This window comes from Vibrio sp. KUL78, from assembly GCF_059725505.1.
The window spans coordinates 2,997,889-3,013,506 of sequence record NZ_AP045837.1 but is presented as its reverse complement, the minus strand read 5'-3'; the positions used below and the strand labels follow the sequence as shown (position 1 = coordinate 3,013,506).

Annotated in this window: 17 protein-coding genes; 8 read left to right on the top strand and 9 right to left on the bottom strand. The window is 46.1% G+C overall.

The features are described from left to right. Positions 1-146: 146 nt before the first annotated feature. On the bottom strand, positions 147-1,115 hold the full coding sequence (locus AC6I8Y_RS14050) for a TAXI family TRAP transporter solute-binding subunit (protein WP_042473432.1): 969 nt from the start codon (positions 1,113-1,115) through the stop codon (positions 147-149). Positions 1,116-1,449: 334 nt separating this feature from the next. Continuing rightward, a complete protein-coding gene (gene argR / locus AC6I8Y_RS14045) occupies positions 1,450-1,920 on the bottom strand; it encodes a transcriptional regulator ArgR (protein WP_042473435.1) in 471 nt (156 codons plus the stop codon). Between the two features lie 338 nt (positions 1,921-2,258). On the opposite strand from argR, the gene mdh reads away from it, so the two are divergent. Then, on the top strand, positions 2,259-3,194 hold the full coding sequence (mdh, locus tag AC6I8Y_RS14040; protein ID WP_042473438.1) for a malate dehydrogenase: 936 nt from the start codon (positions 2,259-2,261) through the stop codon (positions 3,192-3,194). 126 nt (positions 3,195-3,320) lie between these two features. Beyond that, complete coding sequence (locus AC6I8Y_RS14035) at positions 3,321-3,512, top strand: hypothetical protein (protein WP_128648801.1); 192 nt, start codon at positions 3,321-3,323, stop codon at positions 3,510-3,512. A gap of 57 nt (positions 3,513-3,569) precedes the next feature. Here the strand turns inward: AC6I8Y_RS14035 and ispB are convergent, their stop codons facing one another. Further along, positions 3,570-4,541 (bottom strand): octaprenyl diphosphate synthase, encoded by a 972-nt coding sequence (gene ispB / locus AC6I8Y_RS14030; protein ID WP_498020380.1) that lies wholly within the window; start codon positions 4,539-4,541, stop codon positions 3,570-3,572. Between the two features lie 272 nt (positions 4,542-4,813). Here ispB and rplU point away from each other — a divergent pair, with 272 nt between their 5' ends. From rplU to folA, 6 genes are all read left to right on the top strand, one after another. Further along, positions 4,814-5,125, top strand: a complete 312-nt coding sequence (rplU, locus tag AC6I8Y_RS14025; RefSeq protein WP_006074830.1) for a 50S ribosomal protein L21 — start codon at positions 4,814-4,816, stop codon at positions 5,123-5,125. Positions 5,126-5,145: 20 nt separating this feature from the next. Then, a complete protein-coding gene (gene rpmA / locus AC6I8Y_RS14020) occupies positions 5,146-5,403 on the top strand; it encodes a 50S ribosomal protein L27 (protein WP_004409945.1) in 258 nt (85 codons plus the stop codon). Between the two features lie 256 nt (positions 5,404-5,659). Further along, positions 5,660-6,829: an Obg family GTPase CgtA gene (gene cgtA / locus AC6I8Y_RS14015; RefSeq protein ID WP_252012467.1), complete on the top strand. Its 1,170-nt coding sequence runs from the start codon at positions 5,660-5,662 to the stop codon at positions 6,827-6,829. 189 nt (positions 6,830-7,018) lie between these two features. After that, positions 7,019-7,786: a threonine/serine exporter family protein gene (locus AC6I8Y_RS14010; protein WP_498020379.1), complete on the top strand. Its 768-nt coding sequence runs from the start codon at positions 7,019-7,021 to the stop codon at positions 7,784-7,786. Beyond that, entirely contained in the window at positions 7,786-8,259 is a 474-nt protein-coding gene (locus AC6I8Y_RS14005) for a threonine/serine exporter family protein (RefSeq protein ID WP_042473450.1), read from the top strand. The genes AC6I8Y_RS14010 and AC6I8Y_RS14005 overlap by 1 nt, the downstream gene beginning before the upstream one ends. A 16-nt stretch (positions 8,260-8,275) precedes the next feature. Then, the gene (gene folA, locus AC6I8Y_RS14000; protein ID WP_498020378.1) at positions 8,276-8,755 is read left to right on the top strand and encodes a type 3 dihydrofolate reductase; all 480 of its coding nucleotides are present in this window, start codon (positions 8,276-8,278) and stop codon (positions 8,753-8,755) included. A gap of 45 nt (positions 8,756-8,800) precedes the next feature. On the opposite strand, the gene AC6I8Y_RS13995 is transcribed toward folA, so the two are convergent. The 6 genes from AC6I8Y_RS13995 to lptD form a co-directional block, all read right to left on the bottom strand. Then, the gene (locus AC6I8Y_RS13995; protein ID WP_498020377.1) at positions 8,801-9,622 is read right to left on the bottom strand and encodes a symmetrical bis(5'-nucleosyl)-tetraphosphatase; all 822 of its coding nucleotides are present in this window, start codon (positions 9,620-9,622) and stop codon (positions 8,801-8,803) included. Between the two features lie 8 nt (positions 9,623-9,630). Continuing rightward, positions 9,631-10,011, bottom strand: a complete 381-nt coding sequence (gene apaG / locus AC6I8Y_RS13990; protein WP_234495199.1) for a Co2+/Mg2+ efflux facilitator ApaG/CorD — start codon at positions 10,009-10,011, stop codon at positions 9,631-9,633. Positions 10,012-10,109: 98 nt separating this feature from the next. Beyond that, positions 10,110-10,916 carry a 16S rRNA (adenine(1518)-N(6)/adenine(1519)-N(6))-dimethyltransferase RsmA gene (rsmA, locus tag AC6I8Y_RS13985; RefSeq protein ID WP_234495200.1) on the bottom strand — a complete coding sequence of 269 codons (807 nt, stop codon included), beginning with the start codon at positions 10,914-10,916 and terminating at the stop codon, positions 10,110-10,112. Further along, complete coding sequence (pdxA, locus tag AC6I8Y_RS13980) at positions 10,913-11,902, bottom strand: 4-hydroxythreonine-4-phosphate dehydrogenase PdxA (RefSeq protein ID WP_498020376.1); 990 nt, start codon at positions 11,900-11,902, stop codon at positions 10,913-10,915. The genes rsmA and pdxA overlap by 4 nt, the downstream gene beginning before the upstream one ends. Further along, complete coding sequence (gene surA, locus AC6I8Y_RS13975; RefSeq protein WP_128648796.1) at positions 11,889-13,193, bottom strand: peptidylprolyl isomerase SurA; 1,305 nt, start codon at positions 13,191-13,193, stop codon at positions 11,889-11,891. The genes pdxA and surA overlap by 14 nt, the downstream gene beginning before the upstream one ends. Positions 13,194-13,283: 90 nt before the next feature. After that, positions 13,284-15,605, bottom strand: coding sequence for an LPS assembly protein LptD (gene lptD / locus AC6I8Y_RS13970; protein WP_498020375.1), 2,322 nt, complete (start codon positions 15,603-15,605; stop codon positions 13,284-13,286). Positions 15,606-15,618: the final 13 nt, after the last annotated feature.

Here is a 15,618-nt window from a genome sequence, read left to right as displayed (position 1 = left end):
GTTGTGTTTTTTTAGGGCTCTAAATGACGGGCTTGGAAAGAGAGCCCAAATAGCCACACCAGTTGGGTGTACTAGTGTTTGTTGTTCTGAGTGTTACTCATGATAGAAAGAGGCAGGGGAAGCGGTGCTTCCCCTGCGAAGTGGTCTTATTTTAGAAGGCCAACTTCTTTGTAGTACTTCTCAGCACCTGGGTGAAGAGGGATAGAAAGACCAGCTTTCACCATGTCTTCTTTCTTCAGGTTTGCAAATGCTGGGTGTAGGCGTTTGAATGTGTCGAAGTTTTCAAACACAGCCTTAGCAACGTTGTAAGCTGTTTCGTCAGAAACGTCTGACGTGGTTACCATAGTTGCCGCTACACCGAAGCTGTTTACGTCACCCTCTGTACCACGGTACATGCCAGCAGGTACTGTGCTGTAAGCGTAGTATGGGTTTGCAGATACGATGCCATCGATTTTCTCACCAGTCGCTGAGATTAGCTTCGCGTCACAAGACGTTGTTGCTTCTTTGATTGATCCGTTTGGATGACCAACAACATACACAAATGCGTCAATTTTGTTGTCACAAAGTGCTTGAGAACGCTCAGAACCTTTTAGCTCAGAAGCCAGTTTGAAGTCGTCGTTGGTCCAACCCATTGCATCCATAACCACGCCCATAGTTGCGCGGTCACCAGAGCCAGGGTTACCGATATTGACGCGCTTACCTTTAAGGTCTGTTACGTTTTCAATACCAGCATCAGCACGAGCGATGATGTTGAACGGTTCGGTGTGTAGAGAGAACATTGCACGAAGCTTTTTGTAAGGGCCTTGCTCTTCAAATTTGCTTGTGCCGTTGTAGCCGTGATATTGCCAGTCAGATTGAACGATACCGAAATCTAACTCACCAGCACGGATAGTGTTGACATTGTAGATAGAACCACCAGTGGACTCTACTGAACAACGAATGTTGTGTTCCTTACGGCCTTTATTCACAAGTTTACAGATTGCGCCACCTGTTGGGTAATAAACACCCGTAACAGAACCAGTACCAATTGTGATGAACTCTTGAGCATTAACAGCGCCCGCGCCCATTACTGCAGCGGCAATAGCACCGATTTTAACAAGTTTCTTAAATGCCATGAATTTCCCTTCCTTATTCATTATTAGCCCTGAATAACTATAGTTGTCTTCAGAGGTTTCCTATGTGGAAACGGCATCTTTTTCAATCCATATGTTGAAAAAGTGGCGCAATCATACCAAATAATTTGGAAGAAAATTACTGGATTGTTAATAGAAATAGGGGAATTGTCTGTGCTAGAGATGAAAGGGGATGTATATATTTTGGAATATAAATCAACAAAAACAAACAATTAAGGTTTATTTTTGGTCAATTCTTTGATTTTTCAAGATGTGATTCAAATCACGGAACACTGAGGTTCCGTGATAGATTGTTCTAAATGTTAATGTTTAAAACTTAACCAGCGTATTCAAATAGGTCGCACACTGAATCAAACAGCTGCTTGGTCGAAACGGTTAACGTTGGAGTGATGAAGATAGTGTCATCACCAGCTACGACCCCAAGGATGCCCTCTGCCTTACCTAGGGAGTCCAACAGTCGAGCAATAAGCTGTGCAGCGCCTGGTCCCGTGTGAATGACAACAAGCGCATTATTATGGTCAATGTCAAGAACCAACTCTCGAAGTGAGCTCGAAACAGTTGGGACGCCAAGTTCTGCTGGTAAGCAGTAAACCATCTCCATTTTGGCGTTGCGGGTTCTCACTGCGCCAAACTTAGTCAACATACGTGACACTTTGGATTGGTTAATATTTTCAAACCCTTCGTGTTTTAATGCATCGACAATCTCACCTTGAGAACCAAATCGTTCTTCTTTTAATAGCGCTTTAAAGGCGCGAACCAGATTGTCTTGTTTGTCGTTATTGCGCATATACGCCTCTTATTCTTCGTTCTACTCGCAGTGATCGCCGTATTGTGGCACAGAACCCGTATCTTAACCAACTTATCCATGGTTTCTGCCAACGATATCACTTTAAACCATACTTGTTGTAGGTGCTATAACCTCATAATTACCAAGGGGAAAAGTGGGTTTTATCGGCGAACTTTACGTGCTAGTTTAGTGGCACGTATTTGGCGAGTTGCGCGAGCTCGCAAAGCTGAGGTTAATTGATTGTAATCGATTAGTGATTACTATAGCTTTTTACTAACTGATGAAAAATTACCCTACAAGACTATTAATAAGAGATACCAATCTCAAGGAGAACTACCATGAAAGTAGCTGTTATTGGTGCCGCGGGTGGCATCGGTCAAGCCCTAGCTCTACTACTTAAAAACCGTCTTCCTGCCGGTTCTGATTTAGCCCTATATGATATTGCCCCTGTGACTCCTGGTGTTGCTGCTGACCTAAGTCACATCCCGACACCTGTCTCTATTAAGGGATATGCAGGTGAAGACCCAACACCGGCACTAGAAGGTGCAGATGTTGTGCTTATCTCTGCTGGCGTTGCTCGTAAGCCTGGCATGGATCGTTCAGATCTATTCAATGTTAACGCGGGTATCGTAAAATCATTAGCAGAAAGAATCGCGGTAGTTTGTCCAACAGCGTGTATCGGTATTATCACTAACCCAGTAAACACGACTGTGCCAATTGCAGCCGAAGTTCTGAAAAAAGCGGGCGTTTATGACAAGCGCAAGCTATTCGGTGTCACTACGCTTGATGTTATCCGTTCAGAAACGTTCGTTGCTGACCTAAAAGCAAAAGATCCAGGTGACATTCGTGTACCAGTGATCGGTGGTCACTCAGGTGTGACAATTCTTCCACTGCTATCTCAAGTTGAAGGTGTTGAGTTCACTGCTGAAGAAGTTGAAGCTCTGACTAAACGTATTCAAAATGCTGGTACAGAAGTCGTTGAAGCTAAAGCGGGTGGCGGCTCTGCAACGCTATCTATGGGTCAAGCAGCTTGCCGCTTTGGTCTTGCTCTTGTTAAGGGCCTACAAGGCGAAGAGAGCGTTATTGAATGTGCTTACGTTGAAGGTGACGGTGAACATGCCCCATTCTTCGCTCAGCCCGTGAAGCTTGGTAAAGACGGCGCAGAAGCTATTCTTAGCTATGGTGAGTTAAGCGACTACGAGAAAGCGGCGCTTGATGGCATGCTAGAGACGCTAAACAAAGATATCGAAATCGGTGTCGAGTTCGCTAAATAATTTCGCCTAGACGCATTAAGCGTCGTTAGAACGTGATTAAAAGACAAACCCAGCTTTCATAAGCTGGGTTTTTTGATCTATACCCTATATAAGCGCGTAAGCATTGGCGTTAGGGGAGGGGATAAAATGGAAATTAAAAACGTTCGTAAAGGCATGTGGGTCGAGTCCCAACATGGCGTAGGGAAAGTGTTGGTGGTTGACGAAGTGTCAAACTCCGTGCTTGTGGAGCCGCTAGGCAGCGACATTCAGTGGGCGCTCGGCGCTGAGGAAATTGAGGAAGACCAGCAATTGCATAATGGATGCGAACAATATTACTGAGTCGCATCCAACGGTTAACTGCAAAAAGGGGTAGCAACTCGAGCCGCTACCTCTTTTTTATGCGGTACGTTTAACAGCCATGTAAGCAAGCGCTACTAGGGCTTCTTTATAGTCACTCTCGGGAAGGATAGAAATCGCCTCTACGGCTTTGTCCGCTTCTCTAAATGCGATGTCTTCAGTGTATTTAAGCGAGCCGACACGCTTCATCGTCGACATAATGGCTTCTATCTTGTCGAGACCATTGCCTTTCTCAATCGCTTCACGAATCATTTCAGCCTCATGGGCTTCACCATGTTGCATCGCGTGGATAAGCGGAAGTGTTGGCTTACCTTCTGCCAAATCATCACCGACGTTTTTGCCCATGTCCTCACCTGATGAGGTGTAATCCATCACGTCGTCGATGAGCTGAAACGCGGTGCCCAAAAACTTGCCGTAGTTTTGCAGTGCGGTTTCTACTTCTGGCTCGGCATCATTGAGAATGGCACCTACTTGAGTTGCCGCTTCAAACAGGCGGGCAGTCTTAGAGTAGATGACCTGCATGTAACTCTCTTCAGTGGTATCTGGATCATTACAGTTCATTAACTGCTGAACTTCACCTTCTGCGATTACGTTAACGGCGTCACTCATGAGCTCTAAAATGCGCAAAGAGCCAAGACCAGTCATCATTTGGAAAGAACGAGTATAGATGTAATCTCCGACCAGAACGCTCGCTGCATTGCCAAATGCTGCGTTTGCGGTCGCTTTACCACGGCGCATGTCAGACTCATCAACGACGTCATCGTGCAGTAGGGTTGCCGTGTGAATAAACTCAATAAAGGCTGCAGCAGTCGTATGAGCGTTTCCTTGGTAGCCGAGCGCTTTGGCCGACAAAAGAGCAAGTAGTGGTCTTATGCGCTTTCCACCACTGTTCACGATATAAAAACCAAGTTGATTGATTAGACTAACTTCTGAGTTTAATTGTGCTTGTATTGTTTCATTCACTTTTGCCATATCGTCGGCAGTCAGTGCTTGGATAGCTTTAAAATCCATTACATACCCGGTTGAGCTTAGAGCCAGTAAGGCTTAGTCATTAGTTATAATCTGTGAATAATACACTAAAAAACGTTGATTAATACATGGTGAAAGGGCATTATTGCCGCACTTTTCATTGGCGATTAGTGTTTCGCCAATTTTTTCAAAATATGGCTTGTCATAGGGTAATCATTCGCGTAGAATCTGCGCCCTATTGATGATTAGTTTAGCGCACACCCTATTTGTTGAAATAACAATCAAAAGGCTGTGCGGAAAAAGCGGAGTAAAATATGTACGCTGTTTTCCAATCTGGTGGTAAACAACACCGTGTAAGCGAAGGTCAAACTCTTCGTTTAGAGAAATTAGACGTTGAAACTGGTGCAACTGTTGAATTTGATAAAGTTCTACTTGTTGCTAACGGTGAAGACATTCAAGTTGGCGCTCCTCTAGTAGAGGGCGGCAAGGTTGTTGCTGAAGTAGTACAACACGGTCGTGGCGATAAAGTTAAAATCGTTAAGTTCCGTCGTCGTAAGCACTCTCGTAAGCAACAAGGTCACCGTCAGTGGTTCACGGAAGTGAAAATCACTGGCATCAACGCTTAATCGATTAGGAGAGTTTAACAATGGCACACAAAAAAGCTGGTGGTTCTACTCGTAACGGCCGCGATTCAGAAAGCAAACGTCTAGGTGTTAAGCGTTTCGGTGGTGAGTCTGTTCTTGCAGGTAACATCATCGTACGTCAACGTGGTACTAAGTTCCACGCTGGTACTAACGTTGGTATCGGTAAAGACCATACTCTTTTCGCTCTTACTGAAGGTAAAGTGAAATTCGAAGTTAAAGGTCCTAAGAACCGTAAATTCGTTAGCATCGAAGCTGAGTAATTAAGCGTTTAGCTAAATTACCCAATGCTTTCAAGCTGAATTCAAAAGCCCTGCCGAGTCGGCGGGGTTTTTTATTTGTATTGAAATGAAGGCAGTCGATAGAGACGAATCTCTAGGTTTAGATAAGGTCTAGCTTGGTGGGGAGTCGTCTCTGTCATCTGCTAAAATGTAGTGATAATCGAATGAAGCCATAAGGCGCGTCGTGATGACGCTTGAGCCTTTTGGTGGGTAAGCGAAGAAGTAGTCGGAGTAAGAGATGAAGTTCGTTGATGAAGCGGTAGTAAAAGTCCAAGCGGGCGACGGCGGTAACGGTGTTGTTAGCTTTTGGCGTGAGAAATTTGTAGCGAAAGGTGGCCCTGATGGTGGCGACGGCGGCGACGGCGGCGATATCTATATCGAGGCAGATGAAAACCTAAATACACTAATCGACTACCGTTTCCAGCGTTTCTATGAAGCGGAGCGTGGTGAAAATGGCCGTGGCGGTAACTGTACTGGTAAGCGTGGCAAAGACAAAGTCATGAAGGTGCCAGTTGGTACTCGCGCGGTTGACATTCACACCAATGAAATCGTGGCAGAAGTGGCTGAGCATGGCAAAAAGGTCATGGTTGCCAAAGGCGGTTGGCACGGTCTTGGTAACACACGTTTTAAATCATCGGTTAACCGTGCACCTCGTCAAAAGACGCTAGGTACCAAAGGTGAGATGCGTGAACTGCGCCTTGAGCTACTTCTGCTTGCAGATGTGGGTATGCTTGGTTTGCCAAACGCAGGTAAATCAACCTTCATTCGCGCGGTATCTGCAGCAAAACCTAAGGTAGCTGATTACCCATTTACCACTCTGATCCCAAGTCTTGGTGTTGTGAGTGTGGTCCCTGAGAAGAGCTTTGTAGTCGCTGATATTCCGGGGCTAATTGAAGGTGCTGCGGATGGTGCAGGTCTGGGTATTCGTTTCTTGAAGCACCTAGAGCGCTGTCGCGTGCTGCTTCATATGATCGATATTATGCCTATCGATCAATCTAACCCAATCGAAAACGCATTGACCATCATCGATGAGCTTGAGCAGTACAGTGAAAAACTGGCGGATAAGCCGCGTTGGTTGGTATTCAACAAAGTTGATCTGATGCCAGAAGACGAAGCGAATGAAGTGATCCAAGAGATCCTTGATGCGCTGGGCTGGGAAGATGAATACTTTAAGATCTCTGCGGTTAACAAAAACGGCACCAAAGAGCTTTGCTACAAGCTAGCAGACTTTATGGAGACCTTACCGCGTGCTGAAGAAGAGATCTCTGAAGAAGAGAAAGTCGACTTCATGTGGGATGACTACCATAAAGACGCTATGTCAGGTAAAGACGTTATCACTGAAGATGATGACTGGGATGATTGGGACGACGAAGAAGATGACGGTCACGTTGTCTACGTTCGCGACTAAATCGCCATTGATTTTGAAAAACCGCAATTGTTATTGCGGTTTTTTTGTGCCTAAATCATTTCTCTGATACATAATCTGAGGCAAACTAACCCGCTTAAACGTTTGCATTGTTGTGATACAGAACCTTACAGGTACTAAGCACTGCAAGATACCAAGCAGTGCGATAAGAATTATCGCTAGGAAGGAAACATGGCACCAAATCAAAGAGCAGTCTCTCGACTGATTGCTCAAGCAGGTCAGATGCTCTTAGCCCATGGCGCTGAAAGCACCTTAGTTGGACACATTACTCACCGTATAGGGAAAGCGGCGGGAATGGATGAGGTTGAAGTCTCGTTGTCAGCCAGTTCGCTGGTCGTGACCACGGTATACAAAGAACACTGTGTGACTACTGCGAGACGAAGTCCGGATCGTGGCTTGAATATGCGTGTTGTGACGCAGATACAGCGTATCTGCATCATGATGGAGAAGGGCATTCTAGACTATCAACTTGCTCAAAAGAAGATCGATCAAATTAGCCCTGAAAGATATAACCGCTGGCTAGTAGTGGTAATGATCGGACTGTCTTGCGCGGCATTTAGCCGGTTAGCAGGTGGTGGTTGGGCGGTATTCGCCATGACCTTTCTTGCATCAGCGTGTGGCATGATCGTTAGGCAAGAGTTTGGTCACCGCCATTTCAACCCTTTACTTAACTTTGCGATTACTGCGTTTGTGACCACACTCATCTCCGCTCAAGCCGTGATTTATGGCATTGGCGCGCAGCCGCAGCTCGTAATGGCCTCTTCGGTCCTTATGCTGGTTCCAGGCTTTCCGCTCATCAACTCTGTGGCAGATATGATCAAAGGCTACGTCAACATGGGTATCGCTCGCTTTGTTATGGCGAGTCTGCTGACGCTCGCAACCTGTTTAGGGATCGTTGGCGCAATGAGTATTACCAATGTACTAGGGTGGGTGCAGTGATGTCCGTATTTGAACTCTTACTTGCACTGCTAAACGATATGTTTTTCGCGGCGATTCCTGCCGTGGGTTTTGCTTTGGTATTCAATGTTCCCCAGAATGCGTTAGCGTATTGTGCTATCGGCGGTGCAATTGGTCATGGCTCTCGCTTTCTCATGATGCATTATGGTGTGCCTATCGAGTGGGCGACCTTTTTTGCCGCAACCATAGTGGGGATGATTGGCGTGCATTGGTCTCATAAGTTTTTGGCGCACCCTAAGGTGTTTACCGTGGCCGCTTTAATCCCTATGGTGCCAGGTGTATTTGCCTTTAAAGCCATGATTGCCATGGTGGAAATCAACCATTTAGGGTACACGCCTGAGCTTTTAGCCACTCTGATGGAGAACTTTTTAAAGGCTATGTTTATTATCGCAGGGCTTGCCGTTGGTCTTGCCATGCCTGGGCTGTTATTCTACCGCCGACGACCAATTGTTTAACTAGGAACATAATTTCATGATCATCAGTATGATAGCCGCGATGGCAAACAATCGAATTATTGGCAAAGACAATCAGATGCCTTGGCATTTGCCCGCGGATTTCGCTTGGTTCAAACGTTGTACCATGGGAAAGCCCGTCATCATGGGCCGTAAGACCTATGAGTCGATTGGTCGCCCACTACCTGGTCGTCGCAATATCGTGGTGAGTCGTAATGCTGAGCTTGAGATTGAAGGAGTCGATACTGTGACTTCATTGGATGAGGCACTATTGCTGGTTAGTGATGTTGAAGAGGCCATGATCATTGGTGGTGGGAGCTTCTATACCCATTGTCTACCGATGGCACACAAACTCTATCTAACCCATATTAATGCTGAGATCGATGGTGACACTCAGTTCCCGGAATGGGGAGAGGGTTGGAAACAGACTCATAGCGAGCACTATAGCTCTGATGAGAAAAACGCTTATAACATGGAGTTTGTTATTTTAGAGCGTTAACACTGATATTGACTCCAAAGCTGGCAGGCTTTGGAGTCATTGGTTTTATATTCTATCGATAGAATAAAGAGCTTGTTGGCTGAATAGCTTTTTGTCTTCCCAACGAATCATGGTCAGCGCGCCACCCCAAACACATCCGGTATCTAGACCAATGACCTCATCGCTCACGTACCCTCCGAGCGCTGCCCAATGACCGAATAAAACCGCCTTGCTGAGTGGTTGTCGCTCAGGCAATTGAAACCAAGGAACATACTCATTTGCGTTGACGTCGTTTGGTGGAAGCTTACAACCCATATCCAAACGCCCGTCAGGGAAGCAAAATCGCATTCTAGTGAACGCATTAATGGTGTAACGAAGCCGCTCTATGCCTGAGAGTGACTCTGACCACAGATCCGGTTCATTGCTGTACATCTTTTTGATCAGCTTTTTCCAGTTAGCGCCTTTCAGTTCCGTCTCGACCTCTTCTGCACAGGCTCTCGCTTGCTCTAGCGTCCATTGTGGTGAGACACCAGCATGGCATACCACAAACTCTTCATGTTCAAGCAGAAGTGGTTGATGTCTCAACCAATCAAGCAGCTCGTCACGGTCGCGGGCATCTAGAATGGGGATGGTTTTGTCTTTTGGCTTCGCTTTGTGAATACCTAATGATACCGCTAAAAGGTGAAGATCGTGGTTTCCCAGGCATACCTTTGCTGACAACCCTAACGAGCGCACAAACCTTAAAGTCTCCAGTGATTTTGGTCCCCTAGCAACAAGGTCGCCAGCGAACCAAACAGTGTCGTGCTCTGGGTTGAATTGAGCACTCGATAAAAGGAGTTGCAGTTCATCAAGACAGCCTTGAATGTCTCCGACAATATAATTTGCCACAGTGTTCCTTAATTCAAAATATTAGGGATAGCGAGGCGAAACGGCTCGATCTCCGCGATAAACTCTTTGCCTGCTTCGTCAAGCATGATGTAGTGACCTTGCATGACGCCTAGCGGTGTTTCGATGGCCGTGCCACTGGTATAGGTGTATTCGTCATTTTTTTCGATCACAGGCTGCTGACCAACGACACCCTCACCTTCTACGGTAAGTTGTTTGCCGTTGGCGTCGGTAATGAGCCAGCGACGACTGATGAGTTGCACGGTTTCTTGGCTGAGATTTTTGATGGTAATGATGTAGGCAAACACATAACGATTGTTGTCTGGATCGGATTGCTCTTCTACGTACTTAGTATGTACTTGGCATTTTACGCATGGCGTAGTCGACTCCATGTCTCTCTCCTGGCAGCTTATGGTGTTCATCCATCAGATATGACAAAAAAAACGCTCAATAGCAAGCTAGTGAGCGTTATTTCTATTATTGATTTTTATTAACCATGGTTGGCGTCTAGCCAGTTCGCCATGTCGACAAACTGTTGCAGTGTCAGGTTCTCTGGTCGCATTGATGGATTCACACCAAGCTCTTCCAAGATTTCTGCGGACATCAGTGCTTTATAACAGTTGCGCACGGTCTTACGACGTTGGTTAAAGCCTTCGCGACACACACGATCAAGCCACTTAAGGCTGGTTGCTGGGTAAGGCAGTTCTTCGTAAGGAACGAGACGCACAACCGCAGAGTCTACTTTTGGCGGCGGTACGAATGCCGTTGGTGGCACTTCAAGTACGGGTACCACTTTGCAGTAGTATTGTGCCATGACCGTCAGACGTCCATAAGCTTTGCTACCTGGCCCTGCAGCTAGACGGTTAACCACTTCTTTTTGAAGCATAAAGTGCATGTCTTGAATGTCTTTATGGAACTCAAACAAGTGGAACATCAAAGGTGTAGAGATGTTATATGGCAGGTTACCGAAGATACGCAGTTTGTTGTTTGGCTTCACCAGTTGAGTGAAATCAAAACGCATTGCGTCGCCTTCGTGAATCGTCAATTTATCGGCTAGATCTGGGTGATTACGCAGACGCTCCGCCAAGTCACGGTCTAGCTCGATTACCGTGAACTTATCGACTTCTTTGCCCACAGGCTCAGTGATTGCGCCAAGACCCGGACCGATCTCAACGAGGTTTTGACCCGGCTTTGGGTTAATCGAGGATACGATGCCATCGATAATGTAAGGATCGTTCAGGAAGTTCTGACCAAAGCGTTTTCTGGCCTTGTGCCCTAAATGGACATCATTTCTCATTGTCTGCTCTCTACTAAGTCTATTGCGTACGCCAGCGCTGTCTCAAAGCTGCCAAAGTCTGCTTGGCCTGTGCCAGCAAGATCAATCGCGGTGCCATGATCAACCGATGTCCTTATAAAAGGTAGACCAAGTGTGATGTTTACTGAACGACCAAAGCCTTTGTATTTCAATACAGGAAGTACTTGATCGTGATACATGCCTAAGACAGCATCCGATTCGCGTAAGTATTTGTCATTAAATATCGTGTCGGCGGGTAATGGGCCAACAAGCTGATAATTTTTCTCTGTGCGAAGTTTTTCTAGGGTAGGAGTGATGGTTTCAATCTCTTCCATTCCTAGGCAGCCATCTTCACCCGCGTGAGGGTTTAGGCCGCAGACATAGATGTTTGGTGTCTTGATACCAAACTTGGTGACCAAATCATGATGCAGTATGTCGACGATTCGCGTTACGCGATCTTCGGTGATGGCATTAGGTACTTCCGATAAGGGAAGGTGAGTCGTAACCAGTGCAGTTCTTAACCCTTCCGTTGCGAGCATCATCACCACAAGTGGTGTATTTGATACCTCGGCAAAGAACTCTGTATGGCCACTAAAGCTAACGCCAGCGCGATTGATCACCCCTTTGTGCACAGGGCCGGTGACAATAGCATCAAATTCACCTTTCATACAGCCTTTTGCGGCTTTTTCTAGGGTATTTAATACGTATTGCCCGTTTCGCTCATCCAGAACGCCTGCTTTAGCAGGCACTGCAAGTGGTTCATGCAAAATAACCAATCGACCAGGTGTATGAGAATCGAAATTTTGTGGATCGAAATCAGTGAGTTCGACGCTTATACCGAGCTGCTGTGCTCGTTCTGCGATCAAAGATTTGTCGGCGCAAATGACCACTTGATGTGGCCATTCCTTTTGCGATAGTGCGACCGCTAAGTCAGGACCTATTCCCGCAGGCTCGCCTGCCGTAACGATAACACGCTTAATTGGTTGCATTCTCTTCGTCCTCATCGATCACCATTTCGACAAAGGCACTTGCTCGCAGTTCTTGGATCCAAGCAGACGCTTCCTCGTTAAACTTACGATTGAACAAGATACGATAAGCACGGTTTTGCATCGCAGAACCTGTCTTATCCACATCGCGTCGATCTAAGACTTCGACGATGTGCCAGCCGTGAACGGTCTTGAACGGTTCGCTGATCTGGTTAACTGGCAGTGTTTCGACCTGATGTTTGAACTCAGGTACGTAAAGCTCTGGCGTTTGATAACCAAGCTCGCCACCTTGCACTGCAGAACCCGGGTCTTGACTGAACTGCTCGGCCATTTCAGCAAAGCTTGCCTCACCAGACTGAACCTTTTGAATGATTTCGTTAAGTTGGCGCTTCACCCCTTCGTCACTAAGAATGACGGTAGGCTTGATCAGGATATGACGAGCGTTAACTTCAGTGACAGAAACTGTCTCTAGTCCTTTAACATCTTCAATTTTCAGAATGTGGAAACCAACACCACTTCTGAATGGACCGATAACCGTGCCTTTGGTTTGCATATTGATTTGATCAGCGAAAATGGTTGGCATTTCCTCTTTACGCATCCAGCCCCAGTCTCCACCTTCCAGTGCTTTAGGGCCTTTCGAGAAGGTATAAGCCAATGTTGCGAAGTCTTCACCTTTGTTCAGGCGATCGATAATCGTTTCGGCTTGCTTCTCTTGGACGCTCTTGTCTTCACCATCATTGAATCGAAGCTGAATGTGACGAATTTTGTAGGTCACTGTAGCGTCGCTCTCTTTAGCGAGTAGCTCAGATAGGTTGTCCACTTCTGCTGGTAGAATATTGATGCGCTGTCTAACCATGGCATTGCGAGCTTCGCTTGCGGCAATTTCGTCACGAATCTGTTCACGGAACGCTTCCCAAGACAGCCCTTCAGCAGCAACCGTTTGACGAAGCTGATCTAGAGTTTGCTCATTGTTTGCAGCGATATCAGACAAAGACTGAGAGAGACGGTTATCGTCGATACGAACACCAATACGATCAGCCTCTTGAAGCTGAAGTTTTTCTAGGATGAGTTTATCTAGAATTTGCTCTAGCAAGATATCATCAGACGGCAGCTCCTGATTGTTCTTACGAGCGTTCGCAGTCAGAGTTTTGGTCGCTGAGTCGATATCGCTCTGCAAAATCACCCCGTCATTAACAATAACGCGCACGCGATCAAGCTCAACAGGCTCGGCTGTGACTTGAAATGACAGTACGGCCAATAAACAGGTTGAAAAAAGTGTACTAATAAATTTCATCGATATTCCCAGTGAAAAACTTCACAGACTGAGAGTCTGTGAAGTGAATTAAGTTCCTTGCGTGATGTCTTGGTGTGAGCCACGTACGTTCTATTCGTTAAGTATAAACGGTCGACCGTATTTCAGCGCATTGCCATTTGGCGGCTCAGGTGCTTTCGAACTGCCACCTAGACCTGTGATACCAAAGTTAAATCGAACGTTGTCCTCAAAGTTAGCACCACCGATGCCGACGATCCCAGATTCCCAGCTACGCAGTTGGCGGCTGTAGTCGAGCCCAAAATACCAACAATCGGAGTGGTACTCCAGTTTTGCTAGCCATTCGATCGATACTCTTTCGGTCATGTCGTAATAGTATTGACCTGTGGCGATCCAGTTTCGGTTGATTTGATACCCACCCATTAGACCAACTTGGTTAATACCATTTCTTGTCAGCTTAGAAAGCTCATCATTGCTGTAGGCATTGATGCTCTCAATGTATTCCTTTGTGACGTAGCGATAGTTGGCTTGAATGAAGTCATCGTCGACTCGATATTCAATGGCACTGTTTGCTAATGACACTGACGAGGAGTCGATATCGTACTGGATTCCGCCGTGATAAAAGACACGATCATCGTAGTTAAAGTCGGTCTCAATGGCCCATGAAGAGTAATTTGACGAATCTCCGTCAGATACGTTGTTTGGATTCTTACTCGCCGGATCTAGGTAGTAGATCTGACCGAATGAGATTGCTAGGCGTTCTTTTTGTCCACCATCATAGAAACGAGACGTCGCACCGTAGCTTATTTGGTTGGCAGCAGCAATTTTATCTACACCACTAAAACGACGACTTCGGAACAAACCGTAGTAATCGGTCTGAAGTAGGGTTGTATCGTAATTATAGATGTTGCTTTGATCGACTTCTGGAACGTATAGATACTGAACCTGAGGTTCGAGAGTTTGAGTATAGCCGTTGAAAAGCGCGGTATCACGTTCAAATACCATACCCGCATGAGTTCTAAACTCAGGCAGGGTCCTAGTGACGCGCTCCTCGAGTGGGCCGAGTTCAGTGAGGTTCAAGCCATCAATGTTCTGATCGTATTGCGTTAGCATATAACGCGCTTCAGTCGTCCAGGTACCCCAAGTATTTGAGAGTGGCAAAACTATACCAGGCTCTAAATGAAGGCGCGTAGCCGATGGCTTGTCTTGGTCTTCGGTCTCAAAGCGTGAAACATGACTGATAAAGTCAAAGTTTAAATGTTTGTATATCTCTGGTCGGTAGTAGTTGAATTCAAACTGAGGCATCAACTGATATGGGTTGGTATCATCAACCAAGATCTGGAAGTCTTGAACGGTGAGCGCTGCATCCCAAAATTCATCACGATAGGCAACGGTACCTTTTTGAGACAGCTGACCTTCAGAACGACTACCAATACTTGAGTCAAGATCTTGGAAGTAGTCATTATCGCTGACTTGTGAGTAGTCTAAGTCGAGTCTCCAGTGCTGATTAAAGGCACTGTTATTCTTGTACTGAAACGCCCAACGTTGATCTTTTTCAGGATATTTTTGGTCGTCAGCTAGATATTCGCCTTTAAAGGTTCCGCCGCTTGTCTCCGTCAAATAGCGGAAATCGCCCTTTAACTGCAAACCACGTGATTGCATGTAATGGAATGTGGTAAGCAAGTCATAATTAGGAGCAAGGTTCCAATAAACTGGAATTTGCAGTTCTAAACCGTTCTTTGAACCAAGCGACACTGAAGGGAATAAGACACCAGTTTTTCGTTTGTTGCTGGTCGGCATAGTCATATACGGCATATAAAAAATCGGCACGTCTTTGACTTCTACACGGCTTCCGTAAAGTGTCGCTACCTCTTTTTCTTGGTCAACTTTGATGTCATCGGCAAGGAAGCGCCAAGAGTTATCGTCTTCAGGACAAGTGGTAATCGAGCCATCACTAATCTGGTACATGGATTTGCCAGTCTTAGAAATATACACCGCATCACCACGTCCGCCGCCACATAGCATCTTATACTGGGTGTTTTCGGCGGTAATCTCGTCTTTGTTTAGATCGTTGGTGATTTTGTCAGACACAGCATTAAACTGGCCGTCATCCAAGGTGACGTTACCTTCTGCGACGACAACATTGTCATCTTGGTGCAGGGTAACACTGTCCGCAGTAATGGTTTTGTTGCCCTGAATAACAACAACATCGCCTTTGTACGTGGCTCTTTGTCCATTGATCGCTTCTAAAGAGTCCGCTTCAATGTTGATTGGCTCTTGATTGGAATCTGAACTTTGTGCAGTATCAACGGAGCATTGCTCTGCTGGTGGCATAGGTTGCCCACTGTTTTTCGATGTTTCTTCGGCATGTGCGTAAGACACTAGCAGCGCAGCACCAATAGAGGCCGCTAGATAGGTGCGGGAAAAACGTGACATCGAGTTGTACTAT